General features: G+C 71.0%; 14 protein-coding genes and 1 pseudogene. 8 read left to right on the forward strand and 7 right to left on the reverse strand.

What is annotated here, in order from left to right; genetic code table 11:
• Nucleotides 1-43 precede the first annotated feature (43 nt).
• Nucleotides 44-694, forward strand: coding sequence for a futalosine hydrolase (locus tag ACNAW0_RS23915; protein ID WP_416290217.1), 651 nt, complete (start codon nucleotides 44-46; stop codon nucleotides 692-694).
• A gap of 62 nt (nucleotides 695-756) precedes the next feature.
• On the opposite strand, the gene ACNAW0_RS23920 is transcribed toward ACNAW0_RS23915, so the two are convergent.
• On the reverse strand, nucleotides 757-1,284 hold the full coding sequence (locus ACNAW0_RS23920) for a helix-turn-helix domain-containing protein (RefSeq protein WP_416290218.1): 528 nt from the start codon (nucleotides 1,282-1,284) through the stop codon (nucleotides 757-759).
• Nucleotides 1,285-1,652: 368 nt separating this feature from the next.
• Here ACNAW0_RS23920 and ACNAW0_RS23925 point away from each other — a divergent pair, with 368 nt between their 5' ends.
• Complete coding sequence (locus tag ACNAW0_RS23925) at nucleotides 1,653-2,483, forward strand: 1,4-dihydroxy-6-naphthoate synthase (RefSeq protein ID WP_416290219.1); 831 nt, start codon at nucleotides 1,653-1,655, stop codon at nucleotides 2,481-2,483.
• Here the strand turns inward: ACNAW0_RS23925 and ACNAW0_RS23930 are convergent.
• Nucleotides 2,444-2,830, reverse strand: coding sequence for a cold-shock protein (locus ACNAW0_RS23930; RefSeq protein WP_416290220.1), 387 nt, complete (start codon nucleotides 2,828-2,830; stop codon nucleotides 2,444-2,446). The two genes, ACNAW0_RS23925 and ACNAW0_RS23930, sit on opposite strands and share 40 nt — an antisense overlap.
• A gap of 28 nt (nucleotides 2,831-2,858) precedes the next feature.
• Nucleotides 2,859-3,482 (reverse strand): HAD family hydrolase, encoded by a 624-nt coding sequence (locus ACNAW0_RS23935; RefSeq protein ID WP_416290221.1) that lies wholly within the window; start codon nucleotides 3,480-3,482, stop codon nucleotides 2,859-2,861.
• A gap of 83 nt (nucleotides 3,483-3,565) precedes the next feature.
• On the opposite strand from ACNAW0_RS23935, the gene ACNAW0_RS23940 reads away from it, so the two are divergent.
• Nucleotides 3,566-6,034: a helicase-associated domain-containing protein gene (locus ACNAW0_RS23940; protein WP_416290222.1), complete on the forward strand. Its 2,469-nt coding sequence runs from the start codon at nucleotides 3,566-3,568 to the stop codon at nucleotides 6,032-6,034.
• Nucleotides 6,035-6,063: 29 nt separating this feature from the next.
• On the opposite strand, the gene ACNAW0_RS23945 is transcribed toward ACNAW0_RS23940, so the two are convergent.
• The gene (locus ACNAW0_RS23945; protein ID WP_416290223.1) at nucleotides 6,064-6,300 is read right to left on the reverse strand and encodes a hypothetical protein; all 237 of its coding nucleotides are present in this window, start codon (nucleotides 6,298-6,300) and stop codon (nucleotides 6,064-6,066) included.
• A 106-nt stretch (nucleotides 6,301-6,406) separates the two neighbouring features.
• Nucleotides 6,407-7,249 (reverse strand): L,D-transpeptidase family protein, encoded by an 843-nt coding sequence (locus ACNAW0_RS23950; RefSeq protein ID WP_416290224.1) that lies wholly within the window; start codon nucleotides 7,247-7,249, stop codon nucleotides 6,407-6,409.
• Between the two features lie 174 nt (nucleotides 7,250-7,423).
• Here ACNAW0_RS23950 and ACNAW0_RS23955 point away from each other — a divergent pair, with 174 nt between their 5' ends.
• The gene (locus tag ACNAW0_RS23955; protein ID WP_416290225.1) at nucleotides 7,424-9,103 is read left to right on the forward strand and encodes a DNA repair helicase XPB; all 1,680 of its coding nucleotides are present in this window, start codon (nucleotides 7,424-7,426) and stop codon (nucleotides 9,101-9,103) included.
• A gap of 103 nt (nucleotides 9,104-9,206) precedes the next feature.
• Here the strand turns inward: ACNAW0_RS23955 and ACNAW0_RS23960 are convergent, their stop codons facing one another.
• Complete coding sequence (locus ACNAW0_RS23960) at nucleotides 9,207-9,662, reverse strand: lamin tail domain-containing protein (protein ID WP_416290226.1); 456 nt, start codon at nucleotides 9,660-9,662, stop codon at nucleotides 9,207-9,209.
• A gap of 305 nt (nucleotides 9,663-9,967) precedes the next feature.
• Here ACNAW0_RS23960 and ACNAW0_RS23965 point away from each other — a divergent pair, with 305 nt between their 5' ends.
• The 4 genes and pseudogenes from ACNAW0_RS23965 to ACNAW0_RS23980 all read left to right on the forward strand — a co-directional run.
• Nucleotides 9,968-11,284 (forward strand): lysyl oxidase family protein, encoded by a 1,317-nt coding sequence (locus ACNAW0_RS23965; RefSeq protein ID WP_416290227.1) that lies wholly within the window; start codon nucleotides 9,968-9,970, stop codon nucleotides 11,282-11,284.
• Nucleotides 11,285-11,439: 155 nt separating this feature from the next.
• Nucleotides 11,440-13,899, forward strand: a complete 2,460-nt coding sequence (locus ACNAW0_RS23970) for a transglycosylase domain-containing protein (protein ID WP_416290228.1) — start codon at nucleotides 11,440-11,442, stop codon at nucleotides 13,897-13,899.
• A gap of 657 nt (nucleotides 13,900-14,556) precedes the next feature.
• Nucleotides 14,557-16,077, forward strand: coding sequence for an ISL3 family transposase (locus ACNAW0_RS23975; protein WP_416290252.1), 1,521 nt, complete (start codon nucleotides 14,557-14,559; stop codon nucleotides 16,075-16,077).
• Between the two features lie 95 nt (nucleotides 16,078-16,172).
• A pseudogene (locus ACNAW0_RS23980) lies at nucleotides 16,173-16,370 on the forward strand (helicase); the annotation flags it as partial.
• Between the two features lie 251 nt (nucleotides 16,371-16,621).
• On the opposite strand, the gene ACNAW0_RS23985 reads toward ACNAW0_RS23980, so the two are convergent.
• Nucleotides 16,622-16,831, reverse strand: coding sequence for a winged helix-turn-helix domain-containing protein (locus ACNAW0_RS23985; RefSeq protein WP_416290229.1), 210 nt, complete (start codon nucleotides 16,829-16,831; stop codon nucleotides 16,622-16,624).
• Nucleotides 16,832-17,042 lie beyond the last annotated feature (211 nt).

Raw genomic sequence — 17,042 nt, forward strand, 5'->3', positions numbered from 1 at the left:
GCGTGGCGCCTCGCGCCGCCGGAGAGCGAAGCGAGGCGGCGGCGTGAGCGGACTGCTGGTGGTGACCGCCGTGCCGGCCGAGGCGGAGGCGGTCCGGGCGGGTCTGACCGACCCCACGGTCACCGTCGCCCCGGTCGGGGTGGGCCCCGCCGTCGCCGGGGCCGCCACCGCCCGGCTGCTGGCGCTCGCCGAGGCGGCCGGCCAGCCGTACCGGGCGGTGGTCAGCGCGGGCATCGCCGGCGGCTTCGTCGGACGGGTGGAGGTCGGCGGCATGGTGCTGGCGACCCGCAGCGTGGCGGCCGACCTGGGCGCCGAGTCACCGGAGGGCTTCCTCCCGGTAGAGGAGCTGGGCATGCCGGCGGCGCTGCTGGGCCTCGGCAGCGTCGTACCCGCCGACCCGGGGCTGCTGGACGCCTTGCGTGCCGCCCTGACGGCGGCCACGGTCGGTGCGGTACTCACGGTCAACACGGTGACCGGCACCGCCGCGAGCACTGCGGCCCTCGCCGAACGGCACCCGGACGCGGTGGCCGAGGCCATGGAGGGGTACGGCGTGGCCGTCGCCGCCGCGCAGGCCGGCCTGCCCTTCGCCGAGCTGCGCACAGTGTCCAACCCGATCGGTCCCCGGGACCGGGAGTCCTGGCGGATGCGCGAGGCGTTCGTCGCCCTCACCGCGGCGGCGGCCGCCCTCCCCTGACGGAGCGCCTCGGCGGCGGCATCGCGTTGTCCAATCGGTCCGGCCTCGGCGGCGGCATCGCCTTATCCAAGCGGTCCGGCCTCCGGCGGGCGCGTCGTCTTGCCCGCGAGATCCAGCCACAGTGCGGCAGGCCGACTCGCCTCCAGCTCGAAACCGCAGGCGAGCAAAAAGCGGATGCCGGGCTCCTGGGTCAGGGCCCGGACGGCCGGCGGCAGGTTGTACGACTCCGCCCACCACGCCCCGGGCCAGTCCTTTGGCTCGCGGACCTCCCACACGTCGAGGTGGGCCGGGTACCGGCGCCCGGCCTGGTCGCGCAGCTCATCGTGCGGGACCAGCGCCGGCTGCCGGCGTGATTCGTCGACCGGGCCGGGGCCGAACCGCACCTGGCCGCCGGCGGCCAGGACCAGCCGCTCCACCGTCCGGTACCGCGGGTCAACGGCCCGGCCGGACTCGATCCGCGCGACCGTGGCCTGGGGGACGCCCGCTCGCGCGGCCAACTCGCGCTGGCTCAGATCAGCCCGCCGCCGCAGCCGGCGAAGCAGGTCGCCCAGGTCTGCCCGCTGCTCGGTCGAGGAATTCGGCTCACCCACAGCCGGAATGCTCTCCAGCTCCCCCCACCTTTTCAACATGGCGGGCCCACCTGTGGATAACCCTGTGGATATCGACTCCATGACCGGGACAGGTGTGGACAGCTAGGCGCTTTGGAGCTGAATCGCTGGTGATATCGCGGGTCACTCCCCCGCCCTCGCCCCCGCCCACTGGCGAATCGTTTGTGATATCAGCTCCAAAGGCGGCAGCGAGCCTTGCCCCCTGCGGCACGAGCACACGCCGCACGAGCCGACGCCCGCACGAGCACACGCCGGCACAAGCACCGCCAGGCCCGGATCCGGTCGCCGCCGGGCGGGACGGGCGGGGCCGGGGTGACGGGTGGTCCGCGGGGCGGGGTTACGGTGGGGGCGTGGCGCTCTCCCTGGCGATCTCGCCCTGCCCCAACGACACGTTCGTCTTCGACGCCCTGGTGCATCGCCGGGTGCCGGGCGCGCCGCCGGTCGAGGTGACCTACGCCGACGTGGACGTGACCAACACGGCTGCCGAGCGCGGGGCGTTCGACCTGGTGAAGGTGAGCTACGCGGCGCTGCCCTGGCTGTTCGACGACTACCACCTGCTGCCCTGCGGCGGCGCGCTGGGCCGGGGCTGCGGGCCACTGGTGCTCACCCGCGGCGACCGGGCCGACCTCACCGGCGCGACCGTGGCGGTGCCCGGCGAGCGGACCACGGCGTACCTGCTCTTCCGGCTCTGGTCGGCGCAGCGGCCGCCGGCGCGGATCGAGGTGGTGCCGTTCCACGAGATCATGCCGGGCGTCGCCGCCGGGCGGTACGACGCCGGGCTGGTGATCCACGAGGCCCGGTTCACGTACCCCCGGCACGGGCTGACCGCGCTGGTCGACCTCGGCGAGTGGTGGGAGGGCGACACCGGCCTGCCGATCCCTCTCGGCGCGATCCTGTCGCGCAAGGGCACGGTCGACCCGGCCGAGGCCGCCGCCTGGATCCGCGAGTCGGTACGCCAGGCCTGGGCCGACCCGGCGGCCAGCCGGGAGTACGTCCTGGCCCACGCCCAGGAGATGGAGCCCGACGTGGTGGACCGGCACATCGCCCTCTACGTCAACGACTTCACGGCCGACCTGGGTGAGGCCGGCTTCGCCGCCGTCGAGGCGCTGCTGGGCCGGGCCGCCGACGCCGGGCTCGTCCCTCAGACCTCCAGCTCGCGCGCCACGGCGTGGACCAGCTGAGCGATCTTCTGCGCGGTCTTCCGGTCGGGGAATCGGCCCCGGCGCAGGTCCGGCTGGACCTTCGCCTCCAGCACCTTGATCATGTCCTCGACCAGGCCGTGCAGCTCCTCGGCCGGCCGCCTGCGCAGCTCCGCCACGGACGGCGGCGCCTCCAGCAGCTTGACGCCCATCGCCTGGGCGCCCCGGCGGCTGTCGACCACGCTGAAATCGACCCGCTGGCCGCCCTTCAGGTCGGCGACGCCCGCCGGCAGCGCGCCCTTGGGCAGGAACACGTCGCCACCCTCGTCGCTGGTGACGAACCCGTATCCCTTGGCCGTGTCATACCACTTCACTCGACCCGTCGGCACCTGACAACCCCTGCTTCGCTCGAGACCGCTACCCCGTAAAGGCTAGCCGGATGATCCGGTCCAGCGCCGCCGGGAATCCGGTGAGATCATCCAACACCGTGTGCGCGCCCGCGGCCTGCAGTTCGTCCTGCGTACACGGCCCGGTCGCCACTGCCACGCCTGGGATTCCCGCCGTTTTGGCGGCGGTCATGTCCGCGACATGGTCCCCGACGTAGAGCACCGCGCCGTGTTCCCGCAACGCGGTCGCCTTCTGCTCGGCGAAGAGGTCCCCGGCCAGCTCGTCGACGGCCAGCCCGAGGTGGTCCAGGTGCAGCTTCGCCAGCCGGCCGATCTTCGAGGTCACCACCATCACCCGGCCGCCGCGCGCGTGCACCGCGTCGATCGCGGCCTCCGCTCCGGGCATCGGCAGGGTCGGGGTGATCGCGTACGCCGGGTAGAGCTCGCGATAGGCGACCACCATCTCCTCCACCCGCTCCGGCGGGAACCAGCGGGCGATTTCCGTGCGCAGCGGCGGGCCGAGCCGCGACACCGCCGCGTCCGCGTCCACGAACACGCCGGTACGCGCGGTCAGCGCCCGGTACGCGGCGGCGATGCCGGGGCGCGAGTCGACCAGGGTCATGTCGAGGTCGAAGCCGACCATCAGTGGGGGCATGTCGAGAACCTACCGCCCGGCCCGGACCGAGCCGGACGTCCGAGGGGCACAACCGCCCCTGGCCGGGCTAGCGTGGTACGACGATGACCACCTCACTCGCCGACCACCTGCGGGCCCTTCCCGACGAGTCCCTGGCCGCCCTGCTGCGGCTGCGGCCGGACCTCGTCGTACCGGTGCCGGCCGATATCTCCGCCCTCGCCATCCGGGCCCAGTCGCGGGTCTCCGTGGCCCGGGCGCTCGACGGGCTGGACCAGTTCACCCTGCAGATCCTCGACGCCGCCCGACTCACCCGGGACCCGGAGGGCGGCGGCACCGCCACCGAGGCGATCCTGGCGATGGCCACCGCCGGTCCGCACCCGCCCGCCCCGACCGCCGTCCGGGGCGCGGTCGACCGGCTCCGCGCGCTCTTCCTGCTGTACGGCCCGGAGCACGACCTGCACCTGGTGGGCGGCATCGACGAGGTCTCCCCGTACCCGGCGGGGCTGGGCCGACCGGCGGCGGACCTGGACCCGCGGACGGCGGCCCTCTGCGCGGACCCGGCGAAGCTGCGGCGGACGCTGCTGGCCGCGCCGCCCTCGGCGCGGGCGATCCTGGACCGACTCGCCGCCGGGCCGCCGGTCGGCACGGTGCCGCCGGGCGCGCTCGACGCCCCCGCGATCGGCACCGAGGACGAGCTTCCCCCGGACCTGACCAACGGCGGCGCGCCGACCGGCTCGCCGATCCGCTGGCTGGTGGAACACCGGCTGCTCGTGCGGATCTCGGGCGGTCGGGGCGGCACCGTCGAACTGCCTCGCGAGGTGGCTCTGCTGCTGCGCCGGGACACCGGTCCGCTCGGCCCACTGCGCACCGACCCGCCCGTGGTGGCGAGCCCGCCCCGGGAGGCGAAGGCCGTGGACTCGGCCGGGGCCGGCCAGACCATGGAGGTGGTACGCCACACCGAGGCGCTCCTGGAGAGCCTGGCCGCCGAGCCGGCCCCGGTGCTGCGTTCCGGCGGTGTCGGCGTCCGTGACCTGCGCCGGTTGGCCCGGGGGCTCGGGCTGGACGACCCGACCACCGCGCTGCTCTTCGAGGTGGCGTACGCGGCCGGGCTGGTCGGCGAGCTGGACCTGACCGGTGCGGCCACCACCCGCTACGGCGGCGACCAGCAGATCCTGCCCACTGGCGGGTACGAGGTGTGGCGGGCCAGCTCGCTCGCCCAGCGCTGGGAACAGCTGGCCCGGGCCTGGCTGACCATGACCCGCCAGGCGGGCCTGGTCGGCCAGCGCGACGACCGGGACCGGCCGATCTCGGTGCTGTCCGCCGAGGCGGAACGGGCCGGTGCCCCGGCCGCCCGACGCGCGGTGCTCGGCGTCCTGGCCGACCTGCTACCGGCGACCGCCCCGACTGTCGACGAGCTGCTGGAGCTGCTGGACTGGCGGGCGCCCCGGCGGGCCCGGGGCCGGGAGGCCGCGCACCGCGAGGTGCTGGCCGAGGCGGCCCAGCTCGGGGTGACCGGGCTCGGCGCGCTCACCTCGTACGGGCGGCTGTTGCTGGTCGACGTGAACGAGGCCGACGAGCGGGCGGAGGATCCGCTCGGGCTGCTCTCCGACGCCGAGTCGGGCGAGCCGTCCACCGCCGTACGCGCGCTGGACGCGCTGCTGCCCGCCCCGGTCGACCACTTCCTGCTGCAGGCCGACCTGACCGTGGTGGTGCCCGGTCCCCCCGACCCGGCGCTCGCCACCGAACTGGACGTGGTGGCCGAGCACGAGTCGGCGGGCGGGGCGAGCGTGCACCGGGTCACCACCGCCAGCGTCCGGCGCGCCCTGGACGCCGGCTACTCGGCCGACGACCTGCACGCGCTGTTCCGCCGCCGGTCGCGTACTCCGGTGCCGCAGGGGTTGACGTACCTGGTGGACGACGTGGCCCGCAAGCACGGCGGGCTGCGGGTCGGCTCGGCCGGCGGGTACGTGCGCAGCGACGACGAGGCGCTGCTCACCGAGGTGCTGGCCGACCGGCGGCTGGAGGCGTTGACGTTCCGCCGGCTGGCTCCGACGGTGCTGGTCACCCCGTACCAGGTGGGGCGGATGCTGACCGCGCTGCGCGACGCCGGGTACGCGCCGGTGCCGGAGGACGCCAGCGGCTCGGCCCTGCTCTCCCGGCCGAAGATCCGGCGGGCGCCGGCCCGGGTGCCGGCCGCCAGCCGCGGCCTGGACCCGCTGGCCACACCGAAGCTGCCCATGCCCCGGCTGCTCGGGGTGGTGGAGCAGATCCGCCGGGGCGACGCGGCGTCCCGGGCGGCCCGGCGGGCCCCGGCGGAGGTCCGGGGTGGCGCGGCGCGCACCGGCCCGGTGTCCGTGCACACGCACAGCGACGCGCTGGCCGTGCTCCAGCAGGCGCTCCGCGACAAGGCGCTGGTCTGGGTGGGCTACGTCGACGCGCACGGGGCGACCGCGTCCCGGCTGGTCCGCCCGGTGTCGATCGGGGCGGGCTACCTGCGGGCCGAGGACGAGCGGACGGAGATGCTGCACACCTTCGCGCTGCACCGGATCACGGCGGCGGTGCTGGAGGACTGAGCGACCCGGGCGGCCCGGCCCGGGTCAACTCAGCGGCCATTGTGGCGGATCATTTCCACCACGGATACGGCGAGCAGCAGCGCGAACGCCGTGCCCGCCGACTCGCCGACCGAGTCGACGAAGCCCTGCCGCTGCACGAGCAGCCCGAACAGGAACCAGCCGAGGATGCCGGCGGCGGCCACCGCGTATCCGATCAGGACCGCCGTGGAGACCTCACCGTCCGGTACGCGGTTCTCCTCGGGAAGTACGTCGTGGTCGACCGTCATGATCAGTCCCTCCCCCGCCCGTCGGGCCCGATTTCCAGCGTGGCACCGAAAGGGACTCGCGGACAGGGGAGGAAACCCGGATCTGTGGCTCAGGTGGCGGCGCGGATCAGGTGCCGGGGCGGCGGCCGACGACGACCACCCGGGTGCCGACCTTGCCCAGCTCCCAGAGCCGGACCGCGTCCTGGTGCAGCAGGTTGACGCAGCCGTGCGAGCCGATCGACTTGTTGTGCAGGTACGTGGTGGTCTCGTGGAAGCCGATCCCGCCGTTGAACTGCTGCCAGTAGGGCAGCCACACCTTGTACGGGTTGGACCACGACTTCACGTTTCGCCAGCCGACCCGGTAGGTGCCGGCCGGGGTGGCGTATCCGGCCATGCCGGTGCGGGTGACCGTCGGGCGCATGACGACCTTGCCGTCCCGAATCGCCCAGACGGTCTGCCGGGTCAGGTCGACGCAGAAGGTCAGCCCGGAGCGGGCGCGGCAGCGGCGTACGTCGGTGGTGGCCAACCGCCGCGCCACGTCGTACGTGGTGGGGCCGGCTCGGCCGGCGACGGGGCTGATCCCGTACCGGCGCTGGAACTTCTTGATCGCGGCGCAGTCGGCGGCGGACTGCTTTCCGTTCACGGTCAGCGTGCCGAAGCCGCCCAGCTTGTTCAGGTACTGCTCCACCTCCCGCTGGTACTCGCCTTTCGGGCAGCTGGTGGTGCCCGAAGCGGTCGTCACCGTGTTGCTGACCGTGACAGTCTGCCCCGTCTGCGCCGACACGGGCTGGGCCGGCTGGTCCGGCGTGGGCGGCGCGCTCGCCCCCGATGTTGTCTCCGTCAGGCCGACGGGCACCGGGGCGGCCGCCCCGGATCCGTCGCTTTGCGGATCGAGCGCGCACGCACCCACACCAAACAGCACGACCGTCGCCAGGGCGACGACCCTGGCGGTAAGTCGGACATGCTTCATAAAACCTCCCCATGGACAGGTGTCGCTTGCTAGACGTGTGAGGCGGATGTCCCGTTGCATGCCCGGCGTGACATTTTTCGGACACCTCCGCACGTGCAAGACTGGATGGTCCGCCTTTGGCAGGTCAGCCGGCGTGCGGGCGACGAAAAATTCGGCGAGGGAGAGGGCACTGGCGTGAGCGGTGGACCACTGATCGTTCAGTCGGACAAGACCCTGCTGCTGGAAATCGACCACCCCGACGCGCAGGCGTGCCGGATGGCCATCGCGCCCTTCGCCGAGCTGGAGCGCTCCCCCGAGCACGTGCACACCTACCGGCTCACCCCGCTCGGGCTGTGGAACGCCCGGGCCGCCGGCCACGACGCCGAGGGCGTGGTGGACTCGCTGATCAAATACAGCCGCTACCCGGTGCCGCACGCGCTGCTGGTCGACGTGGCCGAGACCATGGACCGGTACGGCCGGCTCCAGCTCGTCAACGATCCCGCGCACGGCCTGGTGCTGCGCGCGCTGGACCGGGTGGTGCTGGTCGAGGTCGCCAAGAGCAAGAAGCTGGCCGGCATGCTCGGCGCGAAGCTCGACGACGACACCATCGCGGTGCACCCGTCCGAGCGGGGCCGGCTCAAGCAGGCGCTGCTCAAGCTGGGCTGGCCGGCCGAGGATCTGGCCGGGTACGTCGACGGCGAAGCGCACCCGATCGAGCTGGCCGAGGCCGGCAAGGACGGTGTGAAGCCGTGGACGCTGCGGTCGTACCAGCGGGAGGCGGTTGAGGCGTTCTGGGCCGGCGGGTCCGGCGTGGTGGTGCTCCCCTGCGGCGCCGGCAAGACGCTGGTCGGGGCGGCGGCGATGGCCGAGGCGAAGGCGACCACGCTGATCCTGGTGACGAACACGGTGGCGGGCCGGCAGTGGAAGCGGGAGCTGATCGCCCGCACCTCGCTGACCGAGGAGGAGATCGGCGAGTACTCGGGCGAGCGCAAGGAGATCCGCCCGGTCACCATCGCCACGTACCAGGTGCTCACCTCGCGCCGCAAGGGCGCGTTCACCCACCTGGACCTGTTCAACGCCCGCGACTGGGGCCTGGTCGTCTACGACGAGGTGCACCTGCTGCCCGCGCCGATCTTCCGGTTCACCGCGGACCTCCAGGCCCGCCGCAGGCTGGGCCTGACCGCGACGCTGGTACGCGAGGACGGCCGCGAGGGGGACGTGTTCAGCCTGATCGGCCCCAAGCGGTACGACGCGCCCTGGAAGGACATCGAGTCGCAGGGCTGGATCGCTCCGGCCGAGTGCACCGAGGTACGGGTCACCCTGACCGACGCCGAGCGGATGGCGTACGCGACGGCGGAGGCCGAGGAGCGCTACCGGATGGCGGCGACCGCCCGCACCAAGCTGCCGGTGGTGCGCGCGCTCGTCGACCGGCACCCGGACGAGCAGGTCCTGGTCATCGGCGGGTACATCGACCAGCTGCACCAGCTCGGCGAATACCTGGATGCGCCGATCGTGCAGGGCTCGACCACCAACAAGGAGCGGGAGCGGCTGTTCGACGCGTTCCGCTCCGGCGAGGTGCGCACCCTGGTCATCTCGAAGGTCGGCAACTTCTCCATCGACCTGCCCGAGGCGGCGGTGGCGATCCAGGTGTCCGGCACGTTCGGCTCCCGCCAGGAGGAGGCGCAGCGCCTCGGCCGGGTACTGCGGCCCAAGGCCGACGGCCGGCAGGCGCATTTCTACACCGTCGTCTCCCGAGACACCATCGATACCGAGTACGCGGCGCACCGGCAGCGCTTCCTCGCCGAGCAGGGGTACGCGTACACCATCGTCGACGCCGACGACGTCCTCGGCCCGTCCCTGCCCTCCTTCGACTGATCCTTCCGGCTTGATCGACTCCGCTTGCGGCATGTCGCCCTGCGAAGTCCGGGAACGGAGAAGGCCGGCCCAGCGAAGCGGGCCGGCGTTCTCAACCTGGGCGTCAGCAGTAGGTGTAGCCCTTGCCGCGCGACTTCCACGTGCAGCTGTCGATTAGGGTGCCGGACGGGTTGCGCAGGTAAGCCTTGTCGCCGGTGTTGTTCCACACGTACCAGGAGCGGCCCCAGTAGCGGTGGGCGCTGGTGTTGGTGCCCTTGCCGGTGTGGATGTAGACGTTCTTACCGGCGGGAAGCCGGAAGTCGGTGGCGAACTTGTAGGTGTAGCCCGTCTTGTCGCGCAGCGTCCAGCCCTTGAGGTTGATGGTGGTGCTGCGCTTGTTGGTCAGCCGGACGTACTCGGCGTTCAGGCTGCTGTTGGACCCGTGGTCGCTGCCCGGGGAGTCGTAGTAGACCTTGGTGATCATTACGGGCGGGGCGGCCTGCGCCGGGGCGGCAACAGCCAGCGAGCCCCCGACAGCGATGGCCAGCGCCGAGACGTACCCGATCAGCCTTCTCTTCAAGTGGTCCCCCCTGGTTGGAAAGTAGAGGCCGGCGTGAACCCCCATCGCCGGCCGGATGCCTCGATGGCATACATGCGCGCAGGATCGTAACCACGGGGGCGGACCGGTCCGCTATCCACATTGGGCTGGAAAAGCGCTGTCTACCTGGGCATCTAGGCACACCCATCCGTCATGATCAACGGCCAGTTGTGGGACCTGGCATCGGACAAGAGGTTCTCGCTGACGCCCGGGTGATGTGATGCCCGGTGCAGTGCGCTCCGGATAGCGTGGCGTTCACAGCCACCTATATTGAGGAGGATGCGCGTATGCGTACCTCGGTATCAGGGCGTTTTCTCGCGGGCCGGACCCGGCGAACCGGAGCGGTGCTCGCGGCCGGCCTGCTGGCCCTCGCCGGCACCACCGTGCCGCAGGCGGCGCAGGCCGCCGACCGGGGCGAGGTGAAGGTCAAGTCGGATGGCGCGGCCAGCTACTGGGCGGGTACGGTCCGCAGCGACGGACCCGGCACTCCCAGGATCCCGGAATGCCGAACGGCCCACTGCGACAAGTTGCAGCTCAGGGTCGCCCGGCCGGGCGGCACCTGGGCCCGCCCCGGCGGCGTACAGGTGGCGATCCGGTGGGACGGCGCGACCGAAGGGGGCCTCGGCCTCTTCGTCTACCGGGGCAACACCCTGGTGGCGAAGTCGACCGCCGGTGTCGGCACCGCCCAGTCGGTGATCATCCCGTCGGCACCGAACGGCTCCTACGACGTCTACGTCTCGTACGGGGTCACCTTCGGTGCTGTGGATCCGGACCCGGTCATCGCCTACCAGGGCCTCGCCGAGGTCGAGTACCAGCCGGCGATCCAACCGGTGCGCGACCTGCTGCCGGACCTCAAGGCGCTGCCGCAGGAGAACGTCACGTACGACAACCCGGGCAGCATCTTCGGCGACGTCGCGCAGCCGGGGCAGTCGTGCTTCGACAGCGAGCGCGCCGAGCAGGGCGCCCGCCAGTGCCTGCGGTTCGACCAGGTGCTGCAGAACGTCGGGACCGGGCCGGTGGAGTTGCACTACTCCCGGCCGTCGGGCATCTTCCAGGACGAGGACGTGTGGCAGCGGATCTACCGGTCCGACTCGACCTGGCAAGACGTGTCAGCCGGCCAGGTCGAGTTCCACCCGATCCACGGGCACTACCACTTCAAGGGGTTCGCGCAGTCCGAGCTGTGGTTGACCGACGGTGCGGGCAACCTGGTCGGCAGCACGCCGGCCGCCGTCGCGGAAAAGGTCAGCTTCTGCATCGCCGACACCGACCTGGTCGGCTGGGGCACCAAGGGTGACGCGGCCCTGTCGTACCCGGCTCCGGCCTGTCTCGACCCGAAGTCGACCAGCGGCGGCAGGGACTACTTCGACATGGGGATGTCGCCGGGCTGGGCGGACCGCTACAACTGGTACCTGCCAGATCAGATGATCGACACGTACGGGCTGGCGGACGGGACGTACATCCTGTTCACGACAGTGGACCCGGACGACAAGCTCAGCGAGTCCGACGAGACGAACAACTGCTCTTCCGTCGTCGTGGAGCTTTCCGGCTTGGCGACCAGCCAGCCGCAGGCGCAGTTGCGCGGGGTCGGCCCGGCCTGCCCGTGACACTCCGGCCAACAGAAGGCGGCGCCATTCCGGAGGGTGGCGCCGCCTTCTGTCAGCGAAATCGGCACGATCACAAAAATCCCACCGCCCTCATGTGAATGTTAATCAATATGCATTGTCATTGATGACGCATCCCTGGCGTGCGACATTGAGGTATGAACCCCAGTGACGGCGCGATCGATCCCGGCCGGACCGAGGGCTTTCCCCCGGCGGATCCCGACCAGGGGGAGAGCGCTGGCGGGGCCGCCGTCTCGCGGCCCGACCAGGTCGAGCTCACCTCACGGGCGCTCGTCCGCGTTCCGGCGGCCGTCCGCGTCGCGGTCCGGACTCCGCTCGCGGGCGTGCGGCAGGCAGCCGCGAGTACGCGGGCCGTCATCGGTCGGACCGGGCGACGATGCGTGGCGTACCTGGCGGCGGGGGTGCGGTGGCCGGCGCGCTCGTGGTCGGCACGGCGGGCACGCGCGCGGCATCGGACGGCCGCGCGTGCGACTGCCCGGCAGGAAGCCGCCGCCCGTGTCCTGCTCGCCCGACAGACAGCCATGCGAAACGCGGCGGCGCGCGGGGCGGCTCTGCAACGGGCCGCCGTGCAGGCGTACGTTCAACGGTTGATCGCGCGCGACCGTGCCCGTGGGCGCCGCCGACGCCGGCTGCTACTTGCGTCGATGTTCGCGCCCGTGTTCGTCTTGGTCGGGCTCGGCGTGGGCGCGTACTACGTCGACAGCATTCCTATGCCGGCGGAACTCCAACTACCCGAATCGACCACCGTCTACTTCAGTGACGGCACTACGCCGATGGCGAGGCTAGGCACGGAGAGCCGGACGATTCTGGCATTCGACGAGATGAACGATGCCGTGAAGGAAGCGATCGTCGCGGCGGAGGACCGGAGATTCTGGAGGCACCCCGGAATCGACGCCGCCGGTGTGCTACGCGCGGCGCGTAACAATATCGCCGGGGGGCAGACGCAGGGAGCCTCCACGATCACCCAGCAGTACGCACGCATCGTCGCTGGACTGACAGGTGTGTCCTACGCGCGAAAGACCCGCGAGGCGGTGGTGGCGTGGAAGATCGAGAAACGCTACACCAAAGATCAGATCCTGGAGTTCTACCTCAATACCGTCCCGTTCGGACGCGGTGCCTATGGCATCGAGGCCGTCGCCCAGGCATTCTTCGGCAAGACCGCGAGGCGCACGGCACCCGCCGCGCAGCAGGTCACGGTGGCCGAAGCAATGGTGCTGGCCTGCCTCGTCAAGCAGCCCGAGCCGGACCCTGACGATCCCGCGGAACATCCGGGCTATGACCCTGCCCGTAGTGGGAGAGCAGCGGTGAACGCCATGTCACGCTGGCTGTATGTCCGCGAGGGGATGGTCGAACTGGGCTACCTGACGAGAGCCCAGGCCGACGGCTTGGCATATCCGCAGACCGTTCGTGCCATCGATGCGAGCGCCTCACAGGACGGGCTGGAACGTCCGACGGGGCTCATCGTCGCCCACGTGCTCAGCGAGCTTCGCCACAGCGAATCTTTCAAGGGGAAGGCCAGCGACTACATCCAGAACGGCGGCTTCCGCATCGTAACGACGGTGGACAAGCGAGCTCAGGGCGCGGCCGAGGCGGCGGCCGACATCCACCGCGCAAGCGCCCCGGCGGTCACGCACGGCCAACCGGCCAACTGGCAGGCCGCGCTGGTGGCGGTGGAGCCCGGAACCGGACGGATCCTCGCGTACTACGGCGGCAACAAGGCCACCGACGCCGACCGCGCGGGGTGGTTCTACGACGCGGACGGCGACGCCCGCGGGTATGGCCAGCACCCACCCGGCTCGTCCTTCAAGGTGTACGTCCTGGCAGAGGCGTTGCGGCAGGGCATCTCGGTTCGGTCGCTGAACGTTCCGTTCTTCGACCTCACCGAGCGGCTCGGCCCTGCCAACGTCGTCAACATGGCACGCCTGGCAGGCATCGACTCGATGTGGACTTCACGCTCCGACCAAGGACAACCGGTACGGGTTGATCTGCAGGACGAGGCCCGAAAGGACGACGTCGCGCCGGCCCGACCCACCACGCGTCCTGAAGCGTTCGGCACCGAGGTGGGGATTGGGCAGTACGGCGTGACCGTCCTCGACCAGGCAAACGGCATGGCCACATTCGCGGCCGACGGCCAGCGCTCCCGGGCCCACTTCGTCCGGGAAGCAACCAGGCGGGGTGAGCGGGTTTACGCCGAGCAGCTCATCCAATCCGACATCGGCCTGAGCGAGGCCCAGGTGGACCAGTTGACCTGGGTCCTGAGCCGGGTACCGTCGGCCAAGCTCGGCAATGGGTGGGACGCCGCCGGCATGACCGGTACCTGGCAGGCCGAAAACAGCAGGAAGAGCGCACACACCTGGATGATCGGCTACACCAGGGCGCTGGCCGCTGCGGTCTGGGTCGGCACCACGGATGGAGCGGCGTTGACCACCAGGGGCGGTGGTCAGGAGGTCCTCGGTTCGACGTACGCCGTACCGATATGGCAGCAGTTCATGACAGACGCGTCGGGCGTATTGGGACTCGACGCGAACGATCGCCAGTTTCGGCCGCCGCCGTCCCCTGCGGCACCGGGCAAGGTTGCAGGCGCATCGCCCCGGTAGCGGCCGCACCGCTGGCCGGCTCGCCGTCCCGCCCAGCAGGGGAGGCCGCGCCGGTGGGGTCGGTTGGGGCCGGTTTGCGGTCGGTGGTCGGGTGTTCCTCACGCTCGCTACAGCTGCGTACCTGGTATCAGGGTGTTTTTCCGAAGGTCGGACCCGGCGGGCCGGGGCAGTGCTCACGGCCGGCCTGCTGGTCCTCGCCGGCACGGACCCTGCCGCAGGCGGCACAGGCCGCCGAGCCGGGCGAGCTGACGTCGCGTCGGACGGTCCGGCCTCGTACCGGGCGGGTCACGAGTACGCAGCGACGGGCCCGGCACCAGGGGGATTCCGGAGTGCCGGACGGCCCACTGCGACAAGCTGCGGATCAAGGACAACCCTGCCGGCCCGTACCTGGGCTCGGTCCGGCGGGGTGCAGGTGGCGATCCGGTGGGACGGCACGACCGAAGGGGGCTCGTTCTCTTCGAGGTCCCCGGAACGCTGGTCATCTCGAAGGCTGTCAAGGGTCAGGACGAAGTGGCTCTGGCACGAAGTTGGTGAAAGCCGGGATTGGCTCGACCCCGGCCGCCGGATGTGATCCACTATGGATGATCATGTTCATGGTGTGGTGATCATGGTTTGAAAGTGTTGCTGCCCCATCTCGCGGCCCTGCGGATCCGGCACGTGCGTGCCGAGGGACGGTCGGTTTGGCTGGAAGCTGACGTTTCGGCTGCTGACGCAGGGTGCCCGGCCTGTGAGTCGAGGTCGGTGCGGGTGCACAGCCGCTACCAGCGTGTCCTGGCCGACCCGGCGATCGGTGGCCGGCCGACGCTGCTACGCATTCGTGTCCGCAGGTTCTTCTGCGACAACACCGTCTGTGAACGGCGGGCCTTCGCCGAGCAGGTGCCGGAGCTGACCACACCGTATGCCCGCCGCACTCCGCTGCTGCGCGGTGTCCTGGAGAAGATCGCCTTGGCGTTGGGCGGCCGGCCGGGCGCGCGGATGACCCGCCTGCTGGCCGTGGAGGTGTCCCGCACGACCATGTTGCGGCTGGCCCGGGCGCTGCCAGTGCCGGAGCCCGGCACTATCGCGGTGGTCGGGGTCGACGATTTCGCGTTCCGTAAGGGCAACACCTACGGCACCGTCATCGTCGACATGCACACCGGTCGACCCGTCGACCTGCTGCCCGACCGCCACGCCGACACGTTCGCCGACTGGCTGCGCGCCCACCCTGGTGCTCAGGTGATTTGTCGTGATAGGGCCAGCGGATATGCCGAGGGTGCCCGGCTCGGTGCGCCGGACGCGATCCAGGTCGCCGACCGTTTCCACCTGCTGCAGAACCTCACCCAGGCGGTCGACCGGGTCGTTCGTGCCCACCGTGCCTGCCTCAAGGACCGACCCGAGGCCGACGCCGTCGCGCAGCCACGCCCGTCCACCGAGGGTGAGCCGGGCCGCCGGGCCGAGGTGACCCGGCAACGGCACGCCGAGATCCATGCCCTACACACCACCGGCATCGGCACCACCGCGATCAGCCGCGCGTTGAACCTCGACGGCAAGACGATACGCCGCTACCTACGCGCGGCGACCGCGGACGAGCTGCTCACCGAGACCGTCCCACGGCCCCGTGACCTCGACGAGCACACCGCCTACCTCGTCTCCCGGTGGGAACAGGGCTGCACCAACGCGGTCCGGCTGACCACCGAACTGCGCGAACGCGGCTACCGCGGCAGCGCCCGCACGGTGCGCCGACTGCTGCAGACCTGGCGCGACGGCACAATCAAACCGACCGCCGTGACCGCGGTCGCGCCGAAACCCAGGGAAGTGACCGGCTGGATCATCCGGCCCGCCGGCGATCGCACCGAAGATGAGCAGTGCGCCCACAGCCTGACCCGGATCCTTGAGCGGTGTGACAGCCTGCGCACCGTCGACCGGCTGGTCAGCGACTTCGCCGGGATGCTGCGCCAACGTCAGGGCCAGCACCTGGACACCTGGATCGCCCAGGCCAAGGAAAGCGGCGTCGCGCAGCTGGCCGGCTTCGCCGCCGGCCTGGTCAAGGACTACGACGCTGTCCGCAACGGCCTCACCCTGCCCTACAGCAGCGGCGCAGTAGAGGGCAACGTTTGTCGATTGAAAGCGATCAAAAGGCAGATGTACGGCCGTGCGAACTTCGACCTCCTCCGGCTCCGCGTCGTCCTCGCCGAATAGCCACCGCAGATGAGACGGAATCACGAACTTTGTGCCAGAGCCATCTTTCAGCGTCCGCTAGCAAAGGCCGGCAACTTCTCCATCGACCTGCCCGCCGAGTGCTGCACCCGAGGACCGACGGCCGGCAGGCGCACTTCCAGACGGTGGTCTCCCGGGACACCCATCGACACCGATTACGCCGCCCACCGGCAGCGCATCCTCGCCAAGCAGGGGTGCGCCTACACCATCTGGACGTCGACGACGTCCTCGGCCCGTCGCTGCCGTCGCTCGACCCTTCACCGCCACTTCGGTGATCTGGCGTATCCAGGCCACCCCAACGGGCGACAGCCTCTCCTCGATCCGGTTTGACACCTGAGGCCCGAGGTGGCGCGCCGGTACGCGGCGTTGGCGTAGGACGTACGCGAAAGGGTGCCTTGCCGCGCGATAGCGCAGCAAGGCATCTGACCCGTCAGTCGAAGTAGCGCTGGCCGAAATCGAACAGGAGGCATCCCGAGGTCCCGGCAAAGTCGTCAGGTGATGCCGAGCAGTGTCAGCGGGTCCGATGCTAGGACTTTGTTGACTCCGCGACGAAGACACCACGCCCCGGGCGGCCGACTAGCACACCCTGCTCTCGCAGGGTGGCGATCGCGCGCTGGATGGTCGAGTGCGAAACGTCGTAGGAGTCGGCGAGCACGCGACCTGCGGGCAGCTGGCTGCCCGGCGGATACGTCCCGTCCTTGATCTTGCTTCGCAGGTCGTCTAGCAGCTCGTCCATAGTGGGCGGAATAGGCACGATGCGGCCCCTTGCAGTCGGTTGGCCCACCCAGTATCGATCCACGCCCTCGAAGTAGGCAATGCATCCGCTGAAAGAGGTGATGGTGGTGACATAGCTGATAGTCGGCCGAGGACCACCAGTGCGTACGCCACTGGGTGTTCTGCGACCGGCCGCTGCCCGACGGCGGCGGGCGATGTGCCCTGCCGGTCGA

The sequence above is a fragment of the Micromonospora sp. SL1-18 genome (assembly GCF_047921505.1).
In the GTDB taxonomy this organism is placed as follows: domain Bacteria; phylum Actinomycetota; class Actinomycetes; order Mycobacteriales; family Micromonosporaceae; genus Micromonospora.